At 40.2% G+C, this 25,963-nt stretch carries 25 protein-coding genes and 1 riboswitch; of the genes, 9 read left to right on the top strand and 16 right to left on the bottom strand.

Annotated elements, in window-relative coordinates:
• Entirely contained in the window at window positions 1-2,277 is a 2,277-nt protein-coding gene (locus tag QFZ72_RS24405) for a ribonucleoside-diphosphate reductase subunit alpha (RefSeq protein ID WP_307438609.1), read from the bottom strand.
• A 198-nt stretch (window positions 2,278-2,475) separates the two neighbouring features.
• Window positions 2,476-2,658, bottom strand: a riboswitch (cobalamin riboswitch).
• A gap of 247 nt (window positions 2,659-2,905) precedes the next feature.
• Between QFZ72_RS24405 and dat the strand changes: the two genes are divergently transcribed.
• Window positions 2,906-3,742 carry a D-amino-acid transaminase gene (gene dat / locus QFZ72_RS24400; protein WP_307438606.1) on the top strand — a complete coding sequence of 279 codons (837 nt, stop codon included), beginning with the start codon at window positions 2,906-2,908 and terminating at the stop codon, window positions 3,740-3,742.
• A gap of 63 nt (window positions 3,743-3,805) precedes the next feature.
• On the opposite strand, the gene nhaC is transcribed toward dat, so the two are convergent.
• The 3 genes from nhaC to QFZ72_RS24385 form a co-directional block, all read right to left on the bottom strand.
• Window positions 3,806-5,197 carry a Na+/H+ antiporter NhaC gene (nhaC, locus tag QFZ72_RS24395; protein WP_307438604.1) on the bottom strand — a complete coding sequence of 464 codons (1,392 nt, stop codon included), beginning with the start codon at window positions 5,195-5,197 and terminating at the stop codon, window positions 3,806-3,808.
• A 390-nt stretch (window positions 5,198-5,587) separates the two neighbouring features.
• Window positions 5,588-5,869 (bottom strand): hypothetical protein, encoded by a 282-nt coding sequence (locus QFZ72_RS24390; protein WP_307438603.1) that lies wholly within the window; start codon window positions 5,867-5,869, stop codon window positions 5,588-5,590.
• Window positions 5,870-6,125: 256 nt separating this feature from the next.
• The gene (locus QFZ72_RS24385; protein ID WP_307438602.1) at window positions 6,126-6,644 is read right to left on the bottom strand and encodes a universal stress protein; all 519 of its coding nucleotides are present in this window, start codon (window positions 6,642-6,644) and stop codon (window positions 6,126-6,128) included.
• Window positions 6,645-6,991: 347 nt separating this feature from the next.
• Here QFZ72_RS24385 and QFZ72_RS24380 point away from each other — a divergent pair, with 347 nt between their 5' ends.
• The gene (locus QFZ72_RS24380; protein ID WP_307438599.1) at window positions 6,992-9,349 is read left to right on the top strand and encodes a transglycosylase domain-containing protein; all 2,358 of its coding nucleotides are present in this window, start codon (window positions 6,992-6,994) and stop codon (window positions 9,347-9,349) included.
• 252 nt (window positions 9,350-9,601) lie between these two features.
• On the opposite strand, the gene QFZ72_RS24375 is transcribed toward QFZ72_RS24380, so the two are convergent.
• Both QFZ72_RS24375 and QFZ72_RS24370 read right to left on the bottom strand, forming a co-directional pair.
• Window positions 9,602-9,760, bottom strand: a complete 159-nt coding sequence (locus tag QFZ72_RS24375) for a hypothetical protein (RefSeq protein ID WP_165970973.1) — start codon at window positions 9,758-9,760, stop codon at window positions 9,602-9,604.
• A gap of 170 nt (window positions 9,761-9,930) precedes the next feature.
• Entirely contained in the window at window positions 9,931-10,245 is a 315-nt protein-coding gene (locus QFZ72_RS24370) for a hypothetical protein (RefSeq protein ID WP_307438597.1), read from the bottom strand.
• Between the two features lie 301 nt (window positions 10,246-10,546).
• Here QFZ72_RS24370 and QFZ72_RS24365 point away from each other — a divergent pair, with 301 nt between their 5' ends.
• From QFZ72_RS24365 to QFZ72_RS24355, 3 genes are all read left to right on the top strand, one after another.
• Window positions 10,547-10,864 (top strand): YbjQ family protein, encoded by a 318-nt coding sequence (locus tag QFZ72_RS24365; protein ID WP_223440099.1) that lies wholly within the window; start codon window positions 10,547-10,549, stop codon window positions 10,862-10,864.
• Window positions 10,865-11,307: 443 nt separating this feature from the next.
• Entirely contained in the window at window positions 11,308-13,065 is a 1,758-nt protein-coding gene (bmrC, locus tag QFZ72_RS24360; RefSeq protein WP_307438594.1) for a multidrug ABC transporter ATP-binding protein BmrC, read from the top strand.
• A complete protein-coding gene (locus tag QFZ72_RS24355) occupies window positions 13,062-15,080 on the top strand; it encodes an ABC transporter ATP-binding protein (RefSeq protein ID WP_307438592.1) in 2,019 nt (672 codons plus the stop codon). The genes bmrC and QFZ72_RS24355 overlap by 4 nt, the downstream gene beginning before the upstream one ends.
• A 66-nt stretch (window positions 15,081-15,146) precedes the next feature.
• Here QFZ72_RS24355 and QFZ72_RS24350 read toward each other — a convergent pair whose 3' ends face one another.
• Window positions 15,147-15,767, bottom strand: a complete 621-nt coding sequence (locus QFZ72_RS24350) for an NAD(P)-dependent oxidoreductase (protein WP_307438591.1) — start codon at window positions 15,765-15,767, stop codon at window positions 15,147-15,149.
• Between the two features lie 184 nt (window positions 15,768-15,951).
• Between QFZ72_RS24350 and QFZ72_RS24345 the strand changes: the two genes are divergently transcribed.
• From QFZ72_RS24345 to QFZ72_RS24335, 3 genes are read left to right on the top strand one after another with little or no spacing between them, the layout of a single operon-like run.
• The gene (locus QFZ72_RS24345; protein WP_307438589.1) at window positions 15,952-16,773 is read left to right on the top strand and encodes an amino acid ABC transporter substrate-binding protein; all 822 of its coding nucleotides are present in this window, start codon (window positions 15,952-15,954) and stop codon (window positions 16,771-16,773) included.
• A complete protein-coding gene (locus QFZ72_RS24340; RefSeq protein WP_307438588.1) occupies window positions 16,760-17,461 on the top strand; it encodes an amino acid ABC transporter permease in 702 nt (233 codons plus the stop codon). Before QFZ72_RS24345 ends, QFZ72_RS24340 begins: the two co-directional genes overlap by 14 nt.
• Window positions 17,462-17,476: 15 nt before the next feature.
• A complete protein-coding gene (locus QFZ72_RS24335; RefSeq protein WP_307438586.1) occupies window positions 17,477-18,214 on the top strand; it encodes an amino acid ABC transporter ATP-binding protein in 738 nt (245 codons plus the stop codon).
• 63 nt (window positions 18,215-18,277) lie between these two features.
• Here QFZ72_RS24335 and QFZ72_RS24330 read toward each other — a convergent pair whose 3' ends face one another.
• On the bottom strand, window positions 18,278-18,427 hold the full coding sequence (locus QFZ72_RS24330; RefSeq protein ID WP_307438585.1) for a hypothetical protein: 150 nt from the start codon (window positions 18,425-18,427) through the stop codon (window positions 18,278-18,280).
• Between the two features lie 153 nt (window positions 18,428-18,580).
• The gene (locus tag QFZ72_RS24325) at window positions 18,581-18,790 is read right to left on the bottom strand and encodes an alpha/beta-type small acid-soluble spore protein (protein ID WP_307438583.1); all 210 of its coding nucleotides are present in this window, start codon (window positions 18,788-18,790) and stop codon (window positions 18,581-18,583) included.
• A gap of 253 nt (window positions 18,791-19,043) precedes the next feature.
• Here QFZ72_RS24325 and QFZ72_RS24320 point away from each other — a divergent pair, with 253 nt between their 5' ends.
• A complete protein-coding gene (locus tag QFZ72_RS24320) occupies window positions 19,044-19,352 on the top strand; it encodes a hypothetical protein (protein WP_307438582.1) in 309 nt (102 codons plus the stop codon).
• Window positions 19,353-19,394: 42 nt separating this feature from the next.
• On the opposite strand, the gene QFZ72_RS24315 is transcribed toward QFZ72_RS24320, so the two are convergent.
• The 7 genes from QFZ72_RS24315 to QFZ72_RS24285 all read right to left on the bottom strand — a co-directional run bounded on the left by QFZ72_RS24315 (window position 19,395) and on the right by QFZ72_RS24285 (window position 25,892).
• Entirely contained in the window at window positions 19,395-20,507 is a 1,113-nt protein-coding gene (locus QFZ72_RS24315; RefSeq protein WP_307438580.1) for an ABC transporter ATP-binding protein, read from the bottom strand.
• A 126-nt stretch (window positions 20,508-20,633) separates the two neighbouring features.
• Entirely contained in the window at window positions 20,634-21,524 is an 891-nt protein-coding gene (locus QFZ72_RS24310; protein ID WP_307438578.1) for a PucR family transcriptional regulator, read from the bottom strand.
• Window positions 21,525-21,584: 60 nt separating this feature from the next.
• Window positions 21,585-21,776 carry a hypothetical protein gene (locus tag QFZ72_RS24305; RefSeq protein WP_307438577.1) on the bottom strand — a complete coding sequence of 64 codons (192 nt, stop codon included), beginning with the start codon at window positions 21,774-21,776 and terminating at the stop codon, window positions 21,585-21,587.
• Window positions 21,777-21,827: 51 nt separating this feature from the next.
• Entirely contained in the window at window positions 21,828-22,040 is a 213-nt protein-coding gene (locus QFZ72_RS24300) for a YheE family protein (protein ID WP_252203777.1), read from the bottom strand.
• Between the two features lie 23 nt (window positions 22,041-22,063).
• Complete coding sequence (locus tag QFZ72_RS24295; RefSeq protein ID WP_307438573.1) at window positions 22,064-23,125, bottom strand: YheC/YheD family protein; 1,062 nt, start codon at window positions 23,123-23,125, stop codon at window positions 22,064-22,066.
• Window positions 23,122-24,486, bottom strand: a complete 1,365-nt coding sequence (locus QFZ72_RS24290) for a YheC/YheD family endospore coat-associated protein (protein WP_307438572.1) — start codon at window positions 24,484-24,486, stop codon at window positions 23,122-23,124. The genes QFZ72_RS24295 and QFZ72_RS24290 overlap by 4 nt, the downstream gene beginning before the upstream one ends.
• Window positions 24,487-24,518: 32 nt before the next feature.
• Window positions 24,519-25,892, bottom strand: a complete 1,374-nt coding sequence (locus tag QFZ72_RS24285) for a YheC/YheD family endospore coat-associated protein (RefSeq protein ID WP_307438571.1) — start codon at window positions 25,890-25,892, stop codon at window positions 24,519-24,521.
• Between the last annotated feature and the right edge of the window lie 71 nt (window positions 25,893-25,963).

Genomic DNA, 25,963 nt, shown 5'->3' with positions numbered 1-25,963 from the left:
TTAGCTAGCGCAAGACTCACAGTCTTCTATGGCACTTGAAGTAGACCGGACATAATAGGTGGTCTTTAAACCTGCCTTCCAGGCTGATAGGTGCAAGTTCAGCAATTCTTTTGCTTTTATCGTGTTCTGTACATAAAAATTAAACGAAACCGATTGATCAATATGCTTTTGTCTTGCGGCATTTTGCCTGATGCTCCACATTTGATCAATAAAATAGGCTGACTTGTAGTACCATGTGGTTTCGGCATTTAAATCTGGAGCAGTAACAGGTATTTTATAATCCTTTTTCTCTTCAGAGTACATTTTTTGGAAAATTGGATCGATGCTCGCTGTACTGCCTGCAAGAATGGAGGTTGAAGCATTTGGCGCCACCGCCATTAAGTAGCCGTTGCGAAGCCCTTTTTCCATTACCTGCTGTTTTAATTCATCCCATGGCATATTTTCGGATGTGTAATCTCTGCTTTCGAAATACTCTCCGGTATGCCATTTTGATCCCTCAAAAACTGGATAGGCTCCTTTTTCAGCAGCAAGCTTCATACTTGCCTGGATCGTGTAAAAGGCAATCTCTTCATATAATTTGTCAGCATACTGTACGGCTTCTTCGTCTTCCCATTTCAGACGTTTTAAAGCAAGCAGGTGATGCCATCCGAATGTTCCAAGGCCCACTGCGCGGTATTTCTGATTGGTGAGTTTAGCCTGCATCACAGGTATGTCATTGAGATCAATCACGTTATCGAGCATTCTGACCTGGATGGTAATAAGGCGCTCCAGCACTTCATCACCCGCAGCTCTTGCCAGATTAATAGATGACAGATTACAGACAACAAAGTCCCCCGGCGTTTTAACGGTGATGATTTTGCCGTCTTCTGTGAATTGCTCATCCATAGTCGTTGCACTCTGATTCTGAGTGATTTCTGTACATAGATTGCTGCAATAGACCATGCCTTTATGTGAATTCGGATTGCTGCGGTTTACTTCATCACGATAAAACATGAATGGGGTGCCTGATTCAAGCTGGCCTTTCATGATGCCTTTCATAATTTCAATAGCAGGTACGGTTTGTTTAGATAGATCAGGATGATTAACGCATTCCCAATACTTATCGCGGAACGAGCCGAAGCCTTTTCCTTCATCATAGAAATCTTCTAAGGAATACCCCATCACTTTACGGACTTCATGCGGATCAAATAAATGCCAGTCGCCGCGGTTTTCCGCCTGCTCCATGAAAAGATCCGGCAAGCAGACACCTGTAAATAAATCGTGAGTTCTTAAACGTTCATCGCCATTATTCAGCTTTGAATCCAGGAATGAAAAGATATCTTTATGCCACACATCCAAATAGACAGCGATTGCTCCTTTTCTTTGACCGAGCTGATCTACGCTTACTGCCGTATTATTCAGCTGCTTCATCCATGGGATTACACCGGATGAGACCCCTTTAAAGCCTTTGATGTCACTTCCGCGGCTGCGGATTTTTCCTAAATAAACTCCAATGCCTCCGCCTGACTTTGAAAGATTTGCAATATCTGTATTGCTGTCAAAGATTCCTTGCAGACTATCATCTACTGTATCTATAAAACAGCTCGACAGCTGGCCAACAGGCTTGCCGGCATTTGAAAGCGTCGGTGTAGCAACGGTCATGTACAAATTGCTGAGTGCCCAGTAAGCTTCTTTGACAAGCTGCAGACGATGCTCTGTCTTTTCATTGGCCATTAGTGTCATGGCAATGACCAGATAACGTTCCTGAGGCAATTCAAATACTTTTTTATCAAAATCTCTTGCTAAATAGCGGTCAGACAGAGTGCGAAGTCCAATATATGTAAACAGCTTGTCTTTTTCCGGCTGAATGATGGATGAGAGGCTTTCTATTTCTTCATGTGAATAAGCGTTAAGCAAATGCGGACTGTATATGCCCTTATCAGTGAGTGTTTTGATCAGGTTCAGAAACGAATCATATCCATTATGCTGATTGCGGTTGAATGCAGCTTCCTTATAAAGCTTTCTTAGATAAATGCGAGCACAAAAGTAAGTCCATTGAGGCTCAAGCTCACTAATATTGGAGAGGCCTTCGAGAATAAGGAGATTGGAGATTTGGGATGTTGTGTATTCGCTGCGGCCTTCGATGCTTTGGATGATTCTTGTGCTGTAATCATCCAGGTCAAGCTCTTTGAAGTCGTGTCCGATTTCATCTATGAAGTTCTTAATCCGTATTTCTGAAAATGGGGATTTTTCAAGTGTCAGTTCATTAAAAATAATAGTTGCCATTGTGGTTGCCATTTGACATCCTCCTAAAAAAATAATAAAGAAGCGCAAGCGCCCTTGTCAGCTCCTGGTTCTGAACGGGGAGCTGAATTTTTATGTCTAAAAAAAATCCGCTCATAGGATCATGAGCGGATCAAACGATAGAATAAAAGGGTGCAAGCAGTCCTGTTATTAACCATCGTTTCATCTCCTCAGTCCCCGAAGAATTCGAAACTATCTAGCAATCAAATGGCAGGTCTCCTGACTTGTGATCATTCTGTGCTGAGTCCTTCCCATACTTCAATCTCGTACAGTGGTAATCTCAGTTCGTCACACTTACAGTTGCGGGGACAGTTCCGGATTTGCACCGGATTCCCTTTTAAGCCAATAAATTGGCACCTTTACTTGCTGTTGTTTTTCAATATGTAGTATTGTAGTTTTAATTAAATATCAATATGTTGTGTTTCTGGCTAATTTCATAATAATGGACAGGAAAAGAAATTTCAACTTAAATCTGCTAAAAATTCAAATAAAATTGTAAAACCATTTTACAGACCAGCGTGTTTCATCATAACATAGGGAGAGGAAGTTTTTCATTCAATCTCATTTATTCGATCCGATTTATTTTTGAAACAGCCTTCAATCTAAACAAAGGAGCTTTTATATGTACATACTTTTAAACGGTGAATTTAAACAGAAAAACGAAGTATCTATTGATTTTGAGGATAGAGGATATCAATTCGGGGATGGTGTGTACGAGGTTATCAGAGTATATAATGGCTCATTTTTTGCGATGAAAGAGCACATGGAGCGATTTGTAAGAAGTGCAAAAGAGATTAAAATTGTGCTGCAGAATACAGCAGAGGAATTAACGGTGATGCTTAATGAGCTGCTTCGGAAAAATCAAGTGCAGAATGGTGCGGTCTATATGCAAATTACACGGGGCGTAACAGGGAGGAAGCACCTTTTTCCCGGGCAAGACGTTAAGCCTCAAATTGTGGCCTATCCAATTCCCTGTTCAAAACCTGCAGCAGAGCAGGAAAAAGGAATTAAATTGCATTTGATGGAGGATGTCCGCTGGCTACGATGTGACATTAAAAGTTTGAATTTGCTTGGGAATGTCCTTGCCAAGCAGGAAGCTTTTGAAAATGGGGCATATGAGGCTCTGCTGCACAGGGGCGAGCATATAACAGAAGGCTCTTCATCCAATTTTTACGGAATAAGGAACGGTGTGATTTATACTCATCCTGCTAATAACTTGATTTTAAATGGCATCACACGAATGAAGGTCGTTGAGCTGTGTGAAAAAAATGGTTTAACGCTAATCGAAGAAATGATCGAAGCAGATGATCTTGTAAATCTTGATGAAGCGTTTATTACATCAACAACCAGTGAAGTCATCCCTGTAACGGAGATTAACTCCCTGAAAGTTGGGGAAGGGGTGCCAGGTCCTGTTACGAGAGAACTTCAGAGGCTGTTTGAAGAAATGATCATTGGATAAGATGCCTGTCCAAAATGGAAAAAACCGCTTGAAGGCTCAAGCGGTTTTATTCATTCATTATACTTATGCAGCTAATTGCTTCTCAGGCTTCTTTCTGCCTGGCAAAAAACCAAATAAAATACTCAATATTGGAGACAAGTATAGGAAGAAAGCGAATGGAAGGTACTCTATGACATCAACTCCAAGTGTTTGCGCGAAAAATGCTCCGCTTACTCCCCATGGAATTAATGGATTGATGAGTGTACCGGCATCTTCCAGAGATCTTGATAAATATTTCTTATCAATGTTCATTTTTTCATAAGCATCTTTGAACGATTGACCGGGAATTAAAATGGAAAGGTACTGCTCGCCTGTCACTAAATTTACCCCTATCGCAGAAGAAACTGTTGCAAGGATAAGCTGACCTTTCTCTTTGATCCGCATAATCAGTCCTTTTAAAAGTGTTTGAATCAGCTGCATCGTATCCATTAATCCTCCTAAAGCAAAGGCGATCATGATTAATGAGATTGACCACATCATGGACTGAAGTCCGCCGCGATTCAGCATTTTCTGAACCGTTTCTTGTTTAATGTCAAACGCTGTGCCATTTTGCAGGACATTCAAAAATTGAGCAAAAGAAGCGCCGTCCTGAAGCAGGATTCCTGTTGCTCCTGCAGTCGCAATCCCTGCAGCAAGAGCGGGGATCACGGGAACTCTTGTGATGGCAAGGGCAATTACGATCAGGGGAGATACTAAAGTCAATAGACTAATTTGGACATGCTGTTGCATGACAGAGATAATCTCCTGAATATTTTCAAGTGTTGCAGCGTTTATCGTTAAAGTCGTCCCTAAGTACCAAAAAAGGAATGCCGTAATTAAAAAGGCTGGGATGGTTGTTTTCGCCATATGCCGAATGTGAGTGAAAATATTGACGGCTGCTACACCTGATGCAAAGTTCGTCGTATCAGACATCGGAGACATCTTATCGCCAAAACATGCCCCGCATATTACAGCTCCTGCTGCCCACTCGACCGGAACTCCAGCTGCAATCGCAACTCCCATGAGAGCAACCCCCACTGTACTCACTGTTGTGAAACTGCTCCCTACTAAAGAAGAAATAATTGTACAGCAAATAAGTGTAAGAATGAGCAGGGAACCTGGATCGATGAGATTCAATGCAGATATCATCACAGTAGGAATGGTGCCGCTAAACATCCAGGCACCGATCAGAATCCCTATTAAGGCAAGGATAATTATTGGCTGAACGCCATTTTGGATTCCTTTTACTAAACCGGCTTCAATCTCTTTCCATGAATATCTATAAATGAAGGCAACTCCGCTTAATAAAACGAGACACAGCATCAGCGGCAAGTGCGGTTCTGTTTTTAAGTAAAATAGACTGATAAAAATGATGACAATCATAGATAGAAAAATCATGACTGCAGTTCCAAATGGAACGATTTTGGAATGATTCATAACTTGTAATTCCTTCCTTTTATACTTGAACGCTTTTATGCTTTTGTGCATAAAAGTATTATATCAATCTATTAACTTATGTCAACTGGAGAAAAATAGTAGGGAAAACTTTCAATGAGAAATCTCATTTACTTACCTAAAATGATATTTTACTTGCCGGAATAGCACATTTACTTGCGAGTACCGAACAAATACTGGCCGATTTGAAAGAAACACTTTCTTTTTTCCATATTCCTACTAAATAAAGAGACACAAAAACGCATAGACAGATTTGAAGATAAAAGGTAAGCATACTTTAATGGATCGAAGATGCAGTGAACCATTATAGTTCAAAACGAATGAATTTATCTTTACGGAGAATCAGAAATACAATAAAAAGAAGAGCAGGCGTCAACTAGCCTGCTCTTCTTTTTTGTATATATACAATGTATGATCATCACCATAGTGGAAATGTATGTTGTGGCCATTACTATTTAACACAGGGATTAGGGTGTTGTGATACTCTTCATCATGAACATCCCTAAAATGAAGCTTCAAAGCTTTATTCGTCATAGAAACTTTACCGCTCAGCAATTCAAGATTCTGAGCATCTTCAATTGACGCACGGAGAAGATTTGGGTTAAGAATAAAGTATTCATGAATGTCATATAAAACAATATTTAAATTACTCATCAGCTGTCCTCCTGAATATAGATAATTTATTTATACCCAAAAGAGAAGGGGGGCATACAGCTCTTCTAATAAGTCAATTGCAGCGATTATTTTTTTTGAGCTCGTATATCAACAACCTTGGTAACGATTCATACACCTTCTAATTTTGTTCTGCGGTTCCTATTCAACTTAATGTTTGCAGATTTTGTAACATCAGATACTGAAAAGATTAATGAAGACAAAAAAACGAATGCATAAGAGCATTCGTTTAAAATAGTTATTTTGCGATCAGCACGGAAATAGCTGAGTTATGGGACACTTTATCGCTTACTCCGCCAAACAGCAATTTTTTGAGGCCGCCTGAATCTCTGCTGCCCATAACGATTAAATCAGCATTTTTTTCTTCTGCATAATTCAGAATCGCATCTGATGGAGAACCTGATAAGATTTCAATCTCTCCAATAGCCTGATTCTCATCCATTTTCATCCTGATTCTTGAAACCATTTCATCTGCATTATCAAAATAATCATGCTGGGTGTGAGTTTGATCGAGCCGATGTGACGGTTCAGGCGCGACCGGGTAGTTTTGCAGATTGTCTGTCAAATAGCCATTGGCAGGTGGACTTGGCATAACGGGCTGAATTCCTCTGGTGTGAATGGCATGTTCTTCTTGGTAAACGTGAACGACAGTCAGCCTGGATTCTAATTGTTTGCTCAAATCTATTCCTGTTCTTAAAGCTGCCTGATTTTCATCCTGTCCATCATAAGCTACCACTATATGTTTAAACGTATTCATTTTATCAAATCCTCTCTAGAGAAAATGTGTTTATAAATAAATACCCTTTTTCTGAAAAAATAATCAATTGTCATATAGAAAAAGATTTTATAAAGAATTTAGGGCCGGACAGACACATTTTTTCCTAAATAGGCGTACACCTTTGATAATTAGGGTAATAAGTAGAAGGATTTATTTTTAAATTATAAAAGAATAGAATTGGGCGCATGATGTCTAGCTCTATTACCCAACTCCCCGGCCAGAACAAATCCGGCAAAAAAATCAAACAAGGACATTTCTGCCGGATTCTTATCTGTCTGCCGGAGCTAAACGGGCACTTGCGCTTTTCTATTTTCAGGGGGTTACTCATGGTCAAGTCACTATTTTCAATTAAGGGTGTTTTTACGAAGCTGATTATTTTCTTGCTGCTGGCAATCATCCTTATGTTTATGGTACATAATGTAGTCATCGCATCACAGGATGTCAGCAAATTAGAAGAAAGAGCAAATGCGCCAACTATTATTTATGATCAAAATGGCAAGATTGCAAGCAAAATTTCAACCTCTAAAAATGAGTGGGTAGATTATCAGGATGTGCCGGAGTATTTCTACGAAGCTCTTCAAGCGACGGAAGATCAAAATTTCTACAGTCACGGCGGTATCGATTATTTCGGCATTATGCGCGCTGCCTTTAAGAATGTGGCGGCCGGAGGAGTAGTTGAGGGAGGAAGCACACTCACTCAGCAACTTGCCAAAAATACGCTGCTGACTCAGGATCAAACGTTTAAACGAAAATTCGATGAGTACTTTATTGCAAAAAAGATTGAAGAAGAATATTCAAAGGAAGAAATTTTAGAACTCTATGTCAATAAAATCTATTTCGGAGAAGGAGCATGGGGGCTGAAAAGAGCAGCTAAAGTTTATTTTGGAAAAGAGGCTGCTGATCTTACAATAAATGAATCTGCTATTTTAGTAGGACTTATTAAAGCGCCGACGCACTATTCTCCTGTGAAAAATCTTGAGAAATCATTAGACCGCAGGGATGTTGTCTTAAGTTTAATGAAAAAAGAAAAGTTCATAACGGAAGAAGAAATGAATGAAGCGAAAAATGAAAAAGTCGTGCTCGAAAGAAAGGAACTGGATGAATATAAGGGACGCTTTCCATTCTATGTGGATCATGTCATTGAGGAAGCCATTAAAAAATATGGCCTGACTCAAAATGAAATTTTAGCTGGCGGCTTTGAAATTCATACAGAGCTGCGTCAGGATATGCAATCATCTATTGAAGAGGTTTATAAGAATGATGCTAATTTTCCTGAGAGTCAGAGTGATCAGCTCGTTCAAAGCGGAGCCGTTCTCGTCAACCCTAAAACAGGAGGAGTACAGGCACTTGTTGGAGGAAGAGGGGAGCATTCATTTAGACAGTTTAACAGGGCAACTCAGCTGAAAAGGCAGCCTGGTTCGACGATGAAGCCAATTGCTGTTTATACACCTGCCTTGGAAAACGGAATGGACGTTTATTCAAAATTGAAAGACGAACCGCTTGATATAGACGGTTATTCACCTAAAAACTTTGACGGAACCTATCATGGCGAGGTTACCATGTATGAAGCTCTAATTAAGTCATACAACGTTCCGACTGTATGGGCTCTAAATGAAATTGGCGTACAAGCGGGCGTTGATGCCTCTAAACGCTTTGGCCTGCCGATTAGCGAGAATGACCAGAACTTAAGTTTAGGTCTCGGGGGTCTTGATAAAGGCGTGGCTCCTCTGAATATGGCAGAAGCTTACACTGCTTTTCCAAACGAAGGAACCCGTGTTGAGGCTCATGCCATTACCAAAATTGTAGATGTTCAGGGAAATACGATTGCAGAATGGAAAAAGAAAGAAACAAACGTTACAACAAAGGTAGTAGCGCAAAAAATGACCCATATGATGCTTGGGGTAGTAAAAGAAGGAACAGGGAAAAAAGCACAGCTTGAAAAACATGAGCTGGCCGGAAAAACCGGCTCCACACAGCTTGATATTGATGGAATAGATGGAGTAAAAGATCAATGGTTTGTCGGATATACTCCTAACGTTGTTGGAGCCATGTGGCTCGGCTACGATCAAACAGATCAAAACAATTATCTGAACACATCAAGCAGTGCGACAGCTGCACCATTATTTAAAGTTATTATGGATGCAGCCCTTAAAAATGAAAAACCAGAGGATTTTAATCTACCTCCTCTCAAGGAAACGGAAAGCAAGTCAAAGAAAAAGAAAACAGATCCTTCTAATGAAGAAAGCAAAAAGATACAAGAAGAAAAAAGAAAACAAGAAGCCGATGAAAAAGCTAAACGAGATGAACAGGAACGCTTAAAACAGGAAGAAAAAGCAAAAGCCGATGCGGCTAAGCAAAAGGAAGAAGAGCAAAAACAAGAGCAAAAACGCAAAGAAGAACAAGCTAAAAAAGAAGAAGAACAAGCTAAAAAAGAAGAAGAACAAGCTAAAAAAGAAGAAGAACAGGCTAGAAAAGAAGAAGAAGAAGCTAAAAAAGAAGAAGAACGCAGAAAAGAAGAAGAACGTAAAAAAGAAGAAGAGAAAAAACAAAACGAAGAAAAACCGGCAGAACCGGAACCGCCGGCAGAACCGACAGAACCGCCAGCGGATCCAGAGCCCCCGGCAGATGGCGCTCTGATACCGGAGATACATCAGGAAATTAAGAGGAAAGCTGAACGAGATTAATCTCGTTCAGCTTTTTTACGGACTATTTCTCATTAACAGGTTAGGGTGATTAATTTTTTTTCAAGTAGATAAATTTCGGAAATCGGCTGATAAATCTTTAAAACCGATTGATAAAAAATCGAATTTAGGGAGATGAATTAGAATGGGCAGAAATCATTTTAGCTTTGTCCAGCTTCTCAGTCAGGACGGAATCTTATTAATATAAAAAACACACCCTGCAATGCAGAGTGTGGATTAAAAAACTGAAATTAGTTATTGAAACATTGGTAAAATATAAGTAATTAAAAACCAGATAATACCGAAGAATATAACCAAATATGCCGCATATTTAATAAAAGTGGCTCCAAGAAGACTATTGTTCGTTTTATGCTCTTCTTTTCTCTCAACATTCACTTGTTTATGTTCAGACATAAGGTTCCTCTCCCTTGTTTATCTTTATAGAATTACATTAAGCAGCCAACCGATAACAACAATTGCTCCGATAACGATTAAAATAGTTCTGATCATAAGTAATAATCTCCTTTTCTCTGATGTCTGTAAGTAAGTCATACTCCCTTATCTTTTGTAAGGGTTAACTGATTTTATACCTTTACTTTTTCAGCTGTGTTTAAAAAATTAGATGACAATCTTGATTCAGTAGAACAGATGGTGTCCATTTCAGCCAAGATCTCGCTCGGGCTATCCCCATCAATCAGCACCTTAATCTGATTAGATCCAGATGTCATCAGAAAGAAAGTAATCAAAGAAGGAAACTTTGAGACATCGACGATGCTGCGTTTTCCAGCTAAGAAGTACACCTTTCCTTTATAGTTTTTTGCGAGCTGATTCAAACTGATAATTTGATCCATTCTTAATTGATCCTGGGTACATAGACTAGTGGAAACTAACTGGCTCATTGTTTTCCTCCTTCAATTTTCCTGAACTTCTGTTGTTTGTTACAGTTCTTTACCTTGTTTTCTGTTATTTGAAACATCCAGAAGGTGAAAATGATGATATGCACCTATTTTTTACTCTTTTTATGGGGGTCGATTTAAGAAAAGTAGATGAAAAGATGCAGCTGAAAGAGGGAGGTTCATGCAATCCATCTTAATGCTCCTCAGCTTCCTGACTCATTTTGCTTCACATAGTATCGATGTGTGCTTTATTTACAGTGTTAATGAAAAGGCCGGACTGTAAGAAAAAAGGAGGATGATGAAAGTGATAATCGTAACTACTGACTTTGTTCCGGGAAAAGAAATTAAAGAACTTAAAGGATTTGTCAAAGGAGCAACTGTGCAGACAAAGCATATAGGAAAAGATTTAATGGCGGGACTTAAAACGATTGTTGGAGGAGAGATTTCTGAATACACTGAGATGATGGAAGAAGCAAGGCAAAAGGCAATCGGACGCATGGCCGAGGATGCAAGAAATCAAGGAGCAAATGCGATCATAGGAATGAGGCTGCAGAGCTCTGCCGTTATGCAGAATGCATCTGAAATTATTGCCTATGGAACGGCTGTGTTTGTAGAAGATTAATCATGGAACATTAAGCAGAAAATAAGGAAAAATCCCAATTGACAAAATAATGAAAAATATGGTAATCTATCTAAGGATAAAAAACAATAAATCGGTAAAGGAGGGGTTTAACATGAAAAAATTAATTGTGATTGCGTACGATCGTAACGTTATTTCTTGTGCGGCCCCTCCGTACCTTTATACCATTTAGAGAAATCAGTCTCTGAATATAAAAAGGAAAAGGCACAGGGGTATGCTGCATTGTATACTTCTGTGCCTTTTTATGTTTGATTGTAAAAAGGCAGACCCCGGCATGCGGAGGTTTGCCTTTTTTATATAAATTAAATCTTAAAGGAGGAAGAAATTATGTATGTAATGATGTTGAAACCAGAGAAAGCAGTGAAAAAGGGAGATCCAGACAGCGGTTAGCGAAAAAGGGATAGAGAGACAAAGGAGATGATGACATGTTTTCGGTGTTAGTGAAGTTAGGATGGTTTTTTAAAAAGTATTGGAAGCGGTATACAGCTGCAATCGTATTGCTTTTAGTTGTAAATGTTCTTGAAATTATTCCCCCTAAATTGCTTGGGAATGCAATAGATGATATTCAGGTTGGACGGTTTTCGAGCGAACTGCTCGTTCAATATATTGTATTGTTTCTTGGACTTGGTGTACTTGTTTATATTTTATCTTATTTCTGGATGTACAATTTATTTGGCGGGGCTCATTTGGCTGAAAGAATCCTAAGATCAAAACTGATGGGGCAATTCTTAGTTATGACACCGCGCTTTTATGAGAAAAACAGAACGGGAGATTTAATGGCCCGTGCAACGAATGATTTGAAGGCTATTTCGACGACTGCCGGATTTGGTATTTTAACATTGGTTGACTCAAGCATGTTCATGCTGACGATTCTGTTGACAATGGGAATTCTCATCAGCTGGAAGCTTACTTTTGCCGCGATTCTTCCACTGCCGATTATGGCGATTGCCATGGGAATCTACGGCAAGAAAATTCACGCCAGATTTATGGCAGCTCAGGACGCTTTTGGCGACATGAATGACCAGGTGCTTGAATCAGTGGCAGGCGTGCGAGTGATTCGTGCTTACGTTCAGGAAAAAGCAGATGTAAACCGATTTAACACGTTAACAGATGATGTTTTTCGGAAAAATGTAAGTGTAGCAAAAATTGATGCACTGTTTGAACCAACAATGAAATTGCTTGTCGGGATCAGCTATTTAATTGGACTCGGATATGGAGCTTACCTAGTCTTTCATAATGAAATCACCCTTGGTGAACTGGTGTCCTTTAACGTTTACCTGGGAATGATGATCTGGCCGATGTTTGCAATTGGAGAATTGATCAATATCATGCAGCGTGGAAACGCATCACTTGACCGAATCAACGAAACATTATCATATGAAGCGGATGTGAAAAATCATGAGCAGCCGGAGCATATAGATTCACCCAAAAAGATTGAGTTTAAAGATGTATCGTTCCAATATCCTTCATCAGAAGTGGAGAACTTAAAACATGTCAGCTTTACTGTAAATAGAGGGGACACAATCGGCATTGTCGGCAAAACCGGCAGCGGCAAGACGACAATCGTCAAACAGCTGCTCAGACAATATCCGGCTGGAAGCGGTCATATTACAATGTCCGGGGTTCCGATTGAGAAAATCCCGCTTGAAACACTGCAGCGTTTTATTGGCTATGTTCCTCAAGATCACGTGTTATTTTCAAGAACGGTAAGAGAGAATATTTTATTCGGAAAGAAAGATGGATCAGACGCAGAACTGAATAAAGCGATCGATCTTGCTTTTTTCAGAAAAGATCTTGAAATGCTGCCGGATGGTCTGAATACATTAGTAGGGGAAAAGGGTGTTGCCCTATCCGGAGGTCAAAAACAGCGGATCTCCATTGCACGTGCACTTCTGGTCAATCCGGAAATCCTGATTTTAGATGATTCCCTGTCAGCTGTTGATGCAAAAACAGAAACGGCCATCATTTCTAATATTAGAAGTGAGCGTGCCGATAAGACAACATTCATTACGACACACCGTCTGTCTGCTGTAGAACACGCAGATTGGATACTTGTACTTGATGAAGGAAAAATCATTGAAGAAGGCAGGCACCAAACGCTGCTTGCGAATAACGGCTGGTACAAAGAGCAATATGAACGCCAGCAAATTGAAGCAGAAAACGAAGGCGGGGTGGGAGCATGAGCACAGGAAAAAGACTGATCCGCTATGCAGCCCTTTATAAAAGAACATTAATACTGGCCTTAATCATGCTTGCCGTTGCAGTCGGAGCTGAGCTTACAGGTCCATTTATCGCAAAAAAAATGATCGATGACCACATATTGGGCATTGAGAAAAAGTGGCATGAAACAGCAGAAGGAGAAAATGCTGTAAACTACAATGGATCCTGGTATAAACGGGAGGATTACTTTAAACCAGGTGAAGAAAAAGGCAAGGAAGTTCACATTCTGCAAGTGCAGCGTGATTATTATTTCATACCGGGTGAAATTCAGTTTGACGGAGACAGAAGAGCGAATGGAAAATCGGTCATTATCGAACGTGGAACAGAATCTGCTTCTTATACAGGCAGCAGGCTCACATCTGAACAGCTGTTTACGTTCTATCAGCCAGAAATTAAAGGGCTCATTACTTTGATTGCTATTTATTTTGGTTTGCTTGTATTTGCCTCATTCTTTCACTATGGACAGCGCTATTTTCTGCAGATTACATCAAATCGCATTATTCAAAAAATGCGTCAGGATGTATTTGAACATATCCAGCGCCTGCCGGTTGTTTATTTTGATAACCTTCCAGCCGGTAAGGTTGTTGCAAGAATCACAAACGATACGGAAGCAATCAGAGAACTGTTTGTAGCGGTGCTCTCAACATTCTTTACAAGCGCCATCTATATAACAGGTATTTTCATTGCATTATTCCTGCTTGATGTAAAACTTGCATTAATCTGTACGATTATCCTGCCAATCCTGGTCGTCTGGAGCATCGTATACCGAAAATACGCTTCAACCTACAATCATAAGATTCGTTCGCTTGTCAGCGATATTAACGGAACAATCAATGAATCGATTCAGGGTATGACGATTATTCAGGCTTTCCGCAGGCAGGAAGAAACGAAAGCGGAATTTGAAGAATTAAACACATCCCATTTTCACTTTCAAAATAAGCTGCTGAGTCTGAACTCCCTGCTGTCGCATAATATGGTAGGATTTATGCGGAACTGTGCGTTCGTGGCCCTCATCTGGTATTTCGGCGGAGCCTCTTTAGGCGTTGGTTCAATGGTATCAATAGGAGTTCTTTATGCGTTCGTTGATTATTTAAACAGACTTTTTCAGCCAATCACAGGGATCGTGAACCAATTCGCCCAGCTTGAAACAGCACGTGTTGCTTCTGAGAGAGTGTTTAGCCTGCTTGATGAAAAAGGCACGGATGTCAGCGAGAAAAAAGAGCCGCGATATAAAGGAAATGTCGCGTTTGAAAATGTATGGTTCGGCTATAAAGAAGGCGAATATGTTTTGAAAAATATCGATTTTGAAGCGAAACAGGGTGAAACCGTAGCACTAGTCGGACACACAGGTTCCGGAAAAAGTTCGATTATGAATTTACTGTTCCGTTTTTACGATATTAAAGAGGGTAAGATCACAATCGACGGCAAAGATATTCTATCAATGCCGCGCCAAGCGGTTAGAGAACATATGGGAATTGTGCTTCAGGATCCATTTTTGTTCACAGGAACGATCGCTTCGAATGTAAGCCTTGATAATTCGGAAATCACCAGAGAACAAGTGGAGAAAGCATTAAAAGATGTTGGCGCAGATCAATTGCTTAAGCATCTTCCGCTTGGTTTCGATGAGCCTGTTATCGAAAAAGGCAGCACGCTCTCATCGGGACAGCGTCAGCTGATTTCATTTGCAAGAGCACTTGCTTATGATCCTGCTATCCTCATATTAGATGAAGCTACGGCAAGCATTGACACAGAGACAGAAGCTGTCATCCAAGATGCACTTGAAGTTCTGAAAAAAGGCAGAACAACGTTTATTATTGCTCATCGGCTTTCTACTATTAAGAATGCAGATCAAATTCTTGTCCTCGACCGGGGTGAAATAGCGGAACGAGGCAATCACGATGAATTAATGAAGCTAAAAGGAAAGTACTATCAAATGTATGAACTGCAGCAGGGAAAACAGAATACCCTTGCAGGATAAAAAAAGCACGTTCCTGATTTTTTAGTCAGGAACGTACTTTTTTGTTTGCCCAGATGACAGGAAACCTTAGTATGCAAGTCCAGCGCGTTTACAGATAAAGGACCGTTCAGTTAGAACCTGATAAGTGAAATAACCTGTATCCTCAGCAGATATTTGCTTTCCGTCCTGGGGGAGATAATCTTCCTCAAATCTGAATTTCTTTGTTAATTTTCCATCCGGCAAATAGGTTGGACAAACGATTGTCCATTGGAGATTTGACGCTTTAAGTGTCAGGAAGGCATTTAAATGTTCGTTCGCTGCTCTTGTCATTGTCCGTTTTGACTCATTTGATTGAAATCTGTAAAGCTCAGGGTTGGACCGTGCCTGTAAAATACCAGCTGTACCAATCGTAATCACTCTGTTAATGTTTTCGTTTCTCATTACCTGGACAATAAGCGGCACTGAGACTGTCAGGGTATTATCTCCATCCGTACCGAGACAGCTGACAACAGCATTACAGCCTGAAACTGTATTTTCAATACATTGAAGGTCCAGTGCATTTCCGTTAATGATTTCAGCATTTTTATGTATGTCCTCTATTTTTGCAGGATCTCTGACAAGCATTCTGACCTGGTGACCACCATTTATGGCCTGTTTTAAAAATGCTTTGCCAACTCTCCCTGTTCCGCCGAATAATGCGATTTTCATAACAAACTCTCCTGTCTTTTTCTTTCATTTTACTTCATTTACAGGAGAAGAGAAAACATACTCTGTTCCAATCTGGTTACACTAAATAAAAATAAAACAAATGAATTGACAGAAGGAAGTCTTGGAGGTAAGATTCTAACGTACTTAAATAAAATCCGATAAGATTAGTGGGGGTTGGTTTACTATGAAAAGATTTTTTAGTCTATTTGCACTTTTATCAGTGTTTGTACTGATTTTGTCTGCCTGCGGAACAGGCGGGGATAATAAGAACGAGGGAGATCAGGCAGGTTCTGGCAGTGATGCTGAGCTGTTTGATAAAGTAAAAGAAGAAGGTGTCCTTGTCATTGGTACAGAAGGTACATATCCGCCTTTCACATTCCATGATGACAAAGATAAATTAACCGGTTTTGATGTAGAGATCGCACAAGAGGTTGCAAAGCGTCTTGGTGTGAAAGCTGAATTTAAAGAAACTCAGTGGGACGCTATGTTTGCCGGTCTTGATGCTAAACGCTTTGATATGATTGCCAACCAAGTCGGCATCAAGCCTGAGCGCGAGGAGAAATATGATTTCTCTGAACCGTATATTTCATCGGCAGCTGTACTTGTCACACATAAAGAAAACAAAGACATCCAATCATTTAAAGACTTAAAAGGGAAAAAAGCAGCTCAATCCTTAACAAGCAACTACGGGGAAATTGCCAAGGAAAACGGAGCTGAGCTTGTTGGGGTAGAAGGATTTACACAAGCCATTGATCTCATTAATTCAAAACGTGCAGATGCAACGATTAATGACAAGCTTTCAGTACTCGATTTCCAGAATCAGCGCGGCAACGCTCCGATTCAAATTGTAGATGAGAGCGAAGATGCTGCACACAGCGGATTAATGTTCCGTAAAGACAGCGGCAAGTTAGTGGAAGAAGTGAATAAAGCATTAACTGAAATGAAAGAGGACGGCACATACAAAAAAATCTCCGAAAAATGGTTTGGCGAAGATGTATCTGAATAATATTTTTGCAGACCCTGAACGGTTAGAACGTTTGGCGGATATTGCACAAAGTTCCCTTCTCCCTTTGGTGAAGGGAGCTTTGTATTATACTCTTCCATTAACACTCATAACATTTGTCATTGGACTTATTTTAGCTATTCTTACTGCTTTGGCAAGAATCTCGACAATTAAGCCTCTTCAAATAATTGCAAGAATATATGTATCAATTATTAGAGGAACACCTTTGCTTGTACAATTATTTATTATTTTCTACGGCCTTCCAAGTGTCGGAATCACAATCAGTCCGTTTATTTCTGCAGTTATAGGGTTTTCCCTGAATGTCGGAGCTTATGCATCTGAAATAATCAGGGCAGCAATATTGTCAACACCAAAAGGGCAATGGGAAGCTGGATATTCAATTGGAATGAGTTATGCACAGACTTTAAAAAGAATTATTTTGCCTCAGGCTACACGCGTGTCTATACCGCCGCTGTCCAACACCTTTATCAGTTTAGTTAAGGATACGTCACTTGCATCATTAATTCTTGTAACAGAGATGTTCAGAAAAGCACAGGAAATAGCATCAACGAATTATGAATTTCTTTTGATGTATTCTCTGGCTGGTCTTTTATATTGGATTATCTGTTTTATTCTATCTGTCATCCAGCAGCGCATTGAAGGGAAACTGGACCGTTATGTTGCAAGGTAATAAAGGAGCACTTATATGATTTCAATTAAAGGATTGCATAAAAGCTTTGGTGAGCTAGAAGTTTTAAAAGGCATTGATTTAGAGATTGAAAAAGGAAAAGTTGTTGTTGTCATTGGTCCATCCGGATCAGGGAAAACAACATTCCTAAGATGCTTGAACGTACTTGAACTTCCGACAGAAGGAATCATTCAACTGGATCAGCAAACACTCGATTTCACCGGTAATGTGGCTAAAAAAACAATTACGGAGTTTAGAAGCAATACAGGCATGGTATTTCAAAGCTATAATCTTTTTCCGCATAAAACAGCTCTTGAAAATGTGATTGAAGGACCAGTAATCGTTAAGAGAGAAAACAAAGGAACAGCCGTAAAAAAAGCAAGTGCCCTTCTTGAAAAAGTAGGTCTTGGGGATAAAAAGAATTTTTATCCTTTTCAGCTCTCAGGCGGACAGCAGCAGCGCGTGGGCATTGCAAGAGCTCTTGCGATGGAGCCTAAAGTGATGCTGTTTGATGAGCCTACCTCAGCCCTTGATCCCGAACTTATCGGAGATGTACTGAATGTGATGAAAGATTTAGCAGCAGAAGGAATGACCATGGTGGTAGTCACTCATGAAATGAGATTTGCAAAAGAAGTGGCTGATGAAGTGATCTTTATGGATAATGGAGTAAGCGTAGAACGCGGTGCACCATCTGAAGTATTTGATCGGCCAAAAGAAGAACGGACGAAACGTTTTCTTAGAAAACTTGAAGAGTAGGCGCGAGCATAAGCAGCCTGCTCTTTTTTTAGTTAATTTTTAAAATGAATTTCCAAATGGAATTCACAGCTTTACAGATTTTATATCTTTCAACAGCTGCTTTTTTTCCTGTTCAAAATAATACACTCTGGGCAAGTTAAAGTGAACAATCATTTCATGTGCAAGGCTTGCACAAACGAATGTGACAGATCTCCAATCAATGGTTTCAAACATTTGAGCATTCTCCTTCTGAATGTTTTATTCATGTATATGGAGAAGGGAACTTGTTTGATACTAAGGGGCGAATAAGAAATGCTCTCTTTTGCTCATATGAGAAAAGACCCCGGCGAAATGCCAGGGTCCTATAAGCCATGTTATTCAATTTTCTTATTTAGAAAATCCGCTCATGTTTGATTGAGCAAATGAAACTAAACGCTTTGTGATTTCTCCGCCAACAGATCCGTTAGCACGAGAAGTTGTTTCTGCTCCTAAGTTTACTCCGAACTCAGTAGCGATTTCGTACTTCATTTGATCGATTGCTTGTTGAGCACCAGGTACAACTAGTTGATTTGAAGAATTGCTGTTTGATTGTGCCATATAAATACACTCCTTGATAGAATATAGTTTTTGGGTAAGCTGGAGTTGCACCAGTGCATGAGTCATAATGATTCATGGCCTTCTCGGCTAACCCATCATGATAAGGTGCTGCGGGTTGTTTAACTGTTGTTATTACGTATTATGTATTTCCCGAGAAAATATATGCACATGCTAAAATGGTAATTATTATGGAAATATAGATATTACATATAGTGAAAGAGAGTTAGGGAATATATAAAGAGGAAGCAAGTAAATGAAGCTGCAGGTGATAAAAATGAACATGTGCCCGCTTTGTAATGGGTTTAACGACGAGATCGAAGCCGCAACCTGTCCGAATTGCAAAATTAACATGACGGATTATGGGAAAATAACCGATTATTTGGATGACTACAGCGCATATATGGAGATTGATTCAATGAAGCTTTTTGATGGGGTAATGGACTCCCTTGAATCACATCAGTGCATCCATTTGTTTTCATGCAGCAATTGTCTTCATGAAGAAGCAAAACAAATTAGGGAGCAGGAAAGGGATGGTTCTGTGGAGGGAGGAGCCCTGCAATGAAAAAAATCAGCCTGAGAGATTCTCAGGCTGATTTGGACCTTATTATTGTTCACTTGCTGGACGGATACGAACCTCTGTCTCTTTATCAAAGAAGTGAGCTTTGTTCATATCAAGAGCAAGCTGAATGATTTGGTCTGGTCTTACATCTGTGCGTGAATCTACGCGTGCAATGAAGTCCTGGCCGTCAATTTTAGAGTAGAGCATCGTTTCAGCACCCATAAGCTCAGATACTTCGATTTTGGCATCTACTTTTGATCCGTGAGAAGATTCGATGAAAACTGGCTCATCATGGATATCTTCAGGACGTACGCCCATGATCAATTCTTTGCCGGCGTAGCCTTGCTCACGGAGATACTTCATTTTCCCTTCAGGAACAACGATGGATTGAGTTCCGATTGAGAACTTGCCTTCTGTTAATTGACCTGTAAAGAAGTTCATGGATGGTGAACCGATAAAACCGCCAACGAAAAGGTTTTCAGGCTTTTCATATACTTCTTTCGGAGCGCCGACCTGTTGAATGATACCGTCTTTCATAACGACAAGGCGTGTTGCCATTGTCATTGCTTCTGTCTGGTCATGCGTTACGTAAATTGTTGTTGTTTGCAGGCGGTGATGAAGCTTAGAAATTTCAGCACGCATTTGCACACGCAATTTAGCATCCAAGTTCGATAAAGGCTCATCCATTAAGAATACTTTTGCGTCACGAACGATGGCACGTCCAAGTGCAACACGCTGACGCTGACCGCCTGATAATGCTTTTGGCTTGCGGTCTAAGTATTGATCAAGGCCCAAAATGCGTGAAGCATCTTTCACTCGGCGATCGATTTCATCTTTAGGGAATTTGCGGAGCTTAAGTCCAAATGCCATGTTGTCATAGACAGACATATGTGGATAAAGCGCGTAGTTCTGGAATACCATCGCGATGTCGCGGTCTTTCGGCGCAACGTCATTCATGAGTTTGCCGTCAATTGAGAAGTCGCCTTTAGAGATTTCCTCAAGGCCTGCAATCATACGAAGAGTCGTTGATTTACCGCAGCCAGATGGGCCAACGAAAACGATGAATTCTTTATCTTCAATATGAAGGTTAAAGTCTTCAACTGCCGTAACCTTGTTATCATACATTTTATAAATATTGTTTAATTTAAGCTCAGCCATTTGAATCCTCCTCAGAAAATGAAAACGTTTTATTTATAAATTCAGTTTAATTCAATTCTGAAGATAAGCCTATGGACAGGTTGCACAAAAAAATGTAAGGGTTTTCGTGCAAGATGAACAGCAGAGTTATTCAGTAAAGTGTTCTAGAAACTGCATAACTAAAAATGCAGCGGCAGCCTCATGGAAGTGCTTAATATCTATTCCGGTTTTTTCGATGAATTTCTCGATTCGGTATTGAACGCTATTCCTGTGCATATATAATTTTTTAGCGGTAAGAGAGACGTTAAGATTGCATTCAAAGTAAACTTGGAGCGTTTGAATAAGCTCCCCATCCTCAAATGATTCGGTTAAAAATTCGGATAATACTTGCTCGCTGATCAGGCTGCTGCCATCAAAAATAAGGATGGGCAGAGCTTCATGAAAGGTTATGCATTTCTTCCGTCTAAAGGATTTATAAATCGCCTCAAAACAGCTTTGTTCTGCAAGAATTTTCGTCTTCAATGAGCCGGTCATTCTGTGAAGCTGTCCAATATAAACATACAGCTCAATGAAAAAATCACTTGTAAATGTATCAATCCACTGATCAAAGCTTTCTTTATCAACAACGGGCTCAGAGTTTTCTTCAAAAATAATCCCTTTATGACGGCTGATCCATAATATCGTCGAAGATGGAATCGATCCCTGCATCGCTTCTTCAAAGTTTTGTTTATCTGCGACCGGGTGCTTGCTGTAGAAATAATAGCACCGGATGCTGTTTGAAGAAGGGAGAAATGGAGGAACATTTTCACCGTACAAATAATGCAGCCATTTTTCAGAACGATCGCTGTGTTCCCCAAATCTATGGTCATAGGGTGTATATAATGTGGACAGCAAGTTTTCCTCCTGCTCTGTCACAGCATTTTTCAAAATGCCAAACAGCTGTCCCTCATCTGTTTTGAACCACAAATATTCGGCCTTATCATGAGAATAGGCAAGAGAGAAGGCTTCTTTGTAATGGGATGCTAATTTCTCAATCATAATGATATCTCCTTTCCCTGCCTTTCTATTATATAAAAAGAAGAGAGCCTAAGCGATAGCCTAGCTCTCATTTTGAGCGGGAGGTTCTTCTTGTTCGAAGTCACGTGCTTCTTCAATATTCGTGTACATATCCCGCATATGCACAGAACCGCCTGATAATCCTTCATTGATCATTCGGTCTATATCCAGAAATGCTTGATCTCTGCCCTCATACTCCATATCTTTTTGTTCATGCGTTTCCTTGTTTTTCATGATGACCCCTCCTTCGATGTATGTTTTTATTTTGCGGAGGAAGGGTGGAAATTAACCATCATAAACATGAAACAGCATTAACTCGTGAATATGCGAACGAATTTGTTCTTCATCATCTAATGCAGGAGTGGAAGTTCCCCATTCGATTTCGCCATTTTTATGGTAAACCGCATCGTAGTGAATTCCTTTAAAGTAAAAAGAGACCCGCCAGCCAGGCAAATTTGTTTGTTTGAATAAAGGCTTCCATTGAAAATGTGTAATCATCTCATTCATCGCTCCTTATACTTTCATCTTAAAGGAAGTTGAGAACGAAGTGAAGATGTTCCTGAAGATAGCTGAAGAAATAAATCTGAAAGCTTCTCGATGCGGTGTGTTTGAATATGGAACTCATCAAAGCTCATGGGCTTGCTGTTCACTTCGTAAATGACCGGGCCTTTTTCCGTTACTCCAATATCCATTGAAAATTCGCCGACCTGCCCAAAATGGGAAACTAACTCCCTGCCGGCAATTTTTACAATTAACTGAAGCTCCTCCATGCTGACTCTGTCTGAAACAGATTCAAATGATAAAATCGACCCGCCATTTTGAACATGTGTGGTAAGTGACTGATTATTTGCAGCTAAACGTACGCCAATTCCGCAGATGAGAAAATCATTTCCAGATAGAAGTGCAAGTACCCGAAGGTCATATTTTTTGTGATGAAACGTATTTGCGGCTATTTCTTCTTGTATGAGATAGCCTTCATAAAAAGGGAATTTTTTTGCTGCAAAAACCTGCTTATCGAAGAATTCACATGTGCCATCAACCGATGTTACCTCATAATCATGTCCTGCAGATCGTATCCGGCAGATTCCCTGGCCCTGACTGCTCCTCAATGGCTTCAAATACGCACATGAACGGGAAGAGAGAAAAGATTTGATTTCCACTGCTGAATGAACTTTTTCTGTATAGGGAAGATAGGCATGCAAAGATTTGGACAGGACTTGGTGCACCTTCCACTTATCAAAAAAGAAAGGATTAAAAAAGGGGATTTGTGCTGAAATCATTTGTTCTTTAAATAACTGAAAGTGCTCTCTGCTTTCTTCATCCCGGGAAGCGATCCGATTGTAGATGACATCCGGGTACGGACATGCAATTTTTGCCCATTGCTGTTTTTTCATACTGAAGGCAAATCCTTCAACATGGCGATTTCTCACGCCGCTTAAAGTAAAAACATAGCAAAAGCCTCCAATTGCTTTCAATTTACGCTGAAGACTTTTAAAGTACGCACCATCCCCATGAAAGATTTTCCCCTGTCCTCCTTCACCCGTAAGGATGCCGACGATTGGTCTGCAGAGAAGCAGGCTCATTCGTAGAGGACCTCTGGTTCTTCAATCGCTATTTTCGTCAAATACAGAGCGTACTGAAGAGACAGCTTTCTCGAATGCAAATCTTCTTCTTTTAATGCAGGATGAGAAAAGATGGATCTTCCCGGTTTTGAATTTGCCTCAAACAGCCACACATTTTTGCAGGCGTCAATGCCCAAATCAAAGCCAATCTCACCAATAAAACCATCAATGCTTTGGTCAATCTTCTCGCTTAGGACGAGAGCTGCAAGAGTGAGGGAACGAAAAGCCTGATTGCGTTCATCTTCCTGTTCAAATAGCTCTTCAAGGGTTTTGATCATGCCGCCATTATCTAGATGAGTAGTAACACTGCCTTTACCTGCCATTTTGGCGGCAATGGCTGTAACATGAAAGCGGCCTTTTGAATCCTTATTCGTATGAACACGAAAGTCAATCTGCTGCTGATCAACCCGGATTAGTTTTATCCGCTCTTGAAGGAGGTAATCATCCATCTTCCTGCTTCCAAATGAATACATGAAAAATTGATCAAGCGATCTGTATTTGCGCAGAATGTTATCTTCCTGTTCTGAACGGTATCTGCAGTAGTAAGTCTGCTCATCGGGAGAATATATTAATTGAAATACACCTAGTCCAAGACTGCCGTTGCGCGGCTTTAAATACACGCTTTTATGACGGTTGAGCATTTCTTCTATTGCCTCTTTAGAGGGAGCAAGCTTAGTTTCCGGCAAATACAAGGCTGTCTCAGAGTGGGGTAGCAGGAGCTGGTGAATGGTCCATTTATCAAAAAAACCAGGATTAAACCATGGAATTCCATACTCTGTTCTAAGACGCTTTTTGACCATTTTCAAGGCATGATGTTCTTCTATCTCCCTGTTCGGCAAACGGTCATATACAACGTTCGGAAGCGGAATTTTCACTTGTCTAAAACCATCATCATCAAATGTAAAACCATTGACAATGCCAGTTTCCCAATCAATGAGGTGTGCCCCAAAAACATAAGCAAACAATCCTGCTGATTTTTGTGCTGTTAAGTACTTTGCAAAAAATAACGAGCGATTTCCTATTGGCCGCAGAATCGAGCCGGTGAATCCAGCAGTGAATATGCCTATCAGCGGTCCAAGGTAGACAGTGTTCTGGTGAAGAATCAATTGCGTTTTTCCAAGTGGAAGATGGAGATCATCCATTAAGTCCTTTGAAATTCTAATTGCTCCATTCAGCTCCTGAAATTCGACAAAACAACTGGATGCTGCAGTTCCAAAGATAACCGCCGTAATATCTTGATTTGTTTCATGCCTTGCGGAAGCCGGAAGAATTAATGTTTTTGATGCAGTGAAAGTGACGGTTATGTTGTAAGAAGAATTCATAAAACACCTCCTGCCTATTTTTTGTATTCAGCTTAATGTCTTTCATCCTGATGAGATTCGCTCAGAAATAGAGAGTAATCAATAATGGAGCGCGCTGATGGACGTGCTCCCAAGGATTTGCGCTCTTCTGCATTTTTGGAAGGCTTTGTGTTGACTTCAATAATCCAGGGATGCCCTCCTGAATCAATGGCAAGATCAATTCCGAATTCGCCGAAAAGCCCGCCTGCAAACATACCCAATGCCTCCGCAATCTCAAGTGAAAGTTCATTTAAAAGCTTTCTAATATGAGCTGCTTCTGACAATTCAAACGAAGATGATAATGCAGCTTTAATTGTGTACAGCGAGCCGCCGCGGGCTAAATTGGCTACAAATTGATTTTCCGCTGAAACCCGGGCTACGGCAGAAGAGATTTTCCACTGCGAGAAATTTCTTTTATGGCACAAAATCCGAAAATCCATTGGCCTGTTCTCATAATTCAGCAGGTCGATTCCTTCTTGTACGATAAAAGCCTCCTTCTTTATTCTTGGAAGCAGACTTTGAAAAAGCTCGTCGAAAGAAAGATAATCCCGCAGCAAATGCCCTGAAAATGTAGAATAATCAAGTTCAAATCCTTCATCCGAATGAGAGATTCTGTAAATCCTTTTTCCCTGGCTGCCGTTAATAGGTTTGAGGAAAACAGCAGGGTACTGTTGAACCATAGATTTAAGAACCGTTTTTGACGTGATCAGTTCTGTTTTCGGCAGGAAGGGAGTCAGGTGGGAATTTGAACATAAAATCTGATGAACTTCCCATTTATTTAAAAATCGATCATTAAAATAGGGAACTTTATGGTGTATGAAATCTGCTGTCATGTTTAAAAAGTCCTGTGACTTTTCCAGGGTGCGGGAATGAATGCGATTATGAACAGCACTTGGATGCGGAACGGAACATTCCTGCCATTCATTCTGTCTGAGTGTGTAGCCCCTCATCTTTTCTTTATGAAAATCAGACAGGGAGAAAACATAAAAGAAGATTCCCTTTTCAAAGCTGCATGAAGCGAGTTCTCTGCAAAAGGAATCAATACTTCCAAAGGATACAGGCTTCTCACAAGCATTGGTTTCAGTTAATACCGCAAAAACAGGCCCAAGCTCAAGCATGGTTTTCTCTGAATCGTATCTTATGCTTATCGTAAATGGATGGACAGGAAGCGAAAGCTCTTTAAGCAGCTCTTCATGAACAGAAACATGTGAATGTTCTTCATTCATACATACGATTTTTGCAAAAATACTATTCCTTCCGCACACTACTTTTGAGAAGCCTGAGGCAAATGGCAATCTTAGTTTTTCTCTCAAAGAATGACTGATTCGAATGCTTTTGCTGCCATGAGATGTAAGATGGGGTGATACATCTATTTTTTCTCTATTCATAACGAAACCCTCATTTGCTCACTGTTCTAACAAGCACTATAATAAGTTTATAGGCAGACGCTGATATGAAC

Source organism: Bacillus sp. V2I10 (assembly GCF_030817055.1).
Classification (GTDB): Bacteria; Bacillota; Bacilli; order Bacillales; family Bacillaceae; genus Bacillus_P.
Note: the sequence above shows the minus strand (reverse complement) of the source record. Positions and strands in the feature narration are given on the sequence as shown.

Bases quoted from the DNA above. Each gene is read 5' to 3' on its own strand.
- QFZ72_RS24385 (WP_307438602.1), bottom strand. From the start codon at position 6,644: ATGAATACGTTTAAACATATAGTGGTAGCTTATGATGGACAGGATGAA.
- QFZ72_RS24305 (WP_307438577.1), bottom strand. From the start codon at position 21,776: ATGAAAAACAAGGAAACGCATGAACAAAAAGATATGGAGTATGAGGGC.
- QFZ72_RS24325 (WP_307438583.1), bottom strand. From the start codon at position 18,790: ATGGCACAATCAAACAGCAATTCTTCAAATCAACTAGTTGTACCTGGT.
- QFZ72_RS24380 (WP_307438599.1), top strand. From the start codon at position 6,992: ATGGTCAAGTCACTATTTTCAATTAAGGGTGTTTTTACGAAGCTGATT.
- QFZ72_RS24340 (WP_307438588.1), top strand. From the start codon at position 16,760: ATGTATCTGAATAATATTTTTGCAGACCCTGAACGGTTAGAACGTTTG.
- QFZ72_RS24355 (WP_307438592.1), top strand. From the start codon at position 13,062: ATGAGCACAGGAAAAAGACTGATCCGCTATGCAGCCCTTTATAAAAGA.
- QFZ72_RS24330 (WP_307438585.1), bottom strand. From the start codon at position 18,427: ATGTTTGAAACCATTGATTGGAGATCTGTCACATTCGTTTGTGCAAGC.
- QFZ72_RS24290 (WP_307438572.1), bottom strand. From the start codon at position 24,486: ATGAATTCTTCTTACAACATAACCGTCACTTTCACTGCATCAAAAACA.
- QFZ72_RS24405 (WP_307438609.1), bottom strand. From the start codon at position 2,277: ATGGCAACCACAATGGCAACTATTATTTTTAATGAACTGACACTTGAA.
- QFZ72_RS24350 (WP_307438591.1), bottom strand. From the start codon at position 15,767: ATGAAAATCGCATTATTCGGCGGAACAGGGAGAGTTGGCAAAGCATTT.
- QFZ72_RS24285 (WP_307438571.1), bottom strand. From the start codon at position 25,892: ATGAATAGAGAAAAAATAGATGTATCACCCCATCTTACATCTCATGGC.
- QFZ72_RS24295 (WP_307438573.1), bottom strand. From the start codon at position 23,125: ATGAGCCTGCTTCTCTGCAGACCAATCGTCGGCATCCTTACGGGTGAA.
- QFZ72_RS24390 (WP_307438603.1), bottom strand. From the start codon at position 5,869: ATGAGTAATTTAAATATTGTTTTATATGACATTCATGAATACTTTATT.
- QFZ72_RS24335 (WP_307438586.1), top strand. From the start codon at position 17,477: ATGATTTCAATTAAAGGATTGCATAAAAGCTTTGGTGAGCTAGAAGTT.
- bmrC (WP_307438594.1), top strand. From the start codon at position 11,308: ATGTTTTCGGTGTTAGTGAAGTTAGGATGGTTTTTTAAAAAGTATTGG.
- QFZ72_RS24370 (WP_307438597.1), bottom strand. From the start codon at position 10,245: ATGAGCCAGTTAGTTTCCACTAGTCTATGTACCCAGGATCAATTAAGA.
- QFZ72_RS24320 (WP_307438582.1), top strand. From the start codon at position 19,044: ATGAAGCTGCAGGTGATAAAAATGAACATGTGCCCGCTTTGTAATGGG.
- QFZ72_RS24300 (WP_252203777.1), bottom strand. From the start codon at position 22,040: ATGATTACACATTTTCAATGGAAGCCTTTATTCAAACAAACAAATTTG.
- nhaC (WP_307438604.1), bottom strand. From the start codon at position 5,197: ATGAATCATTCCAAAATCGTTCCATTTGGAACTGCAGTCATGATTTTT.
- QFZ72_RS24375 (WP_165970973.1), bottom strand. From the start codon at position 9,760: ATGTCTGAACATAAACAAGTGAATGTTGAGAGAAAAGAAGAGCATAAA.
- dat (WP_307438606.1), top strand. From the start codon at position 2,906: ATGTACATACTTTTAAACGGTGAATTTAAACAGAAAAACGAAGTATCT.
- QFZ72_RS24310 (WP_307438578.1), bottom strand. From the start codon at position 21,524: ATGATTGAGAAATTAGCATCCCATTACAAAGAAGCCTTCTCTCTTGCC.
- QFZ72_RS24315 (WP_307438580.1), bottom strand. From the start codon at position 20,507: ATGGCTGAGCTTAAATTAAACAATATTTATAAAATGTATGATAACAAG.
- QFZ72_RS24345 (WP_307438589.1), top strand. From the start codon at position 15,952: ATGAAAAGATTTTTTAGTCTATTTGCACTTTTATCAGTGTTTGTACTG.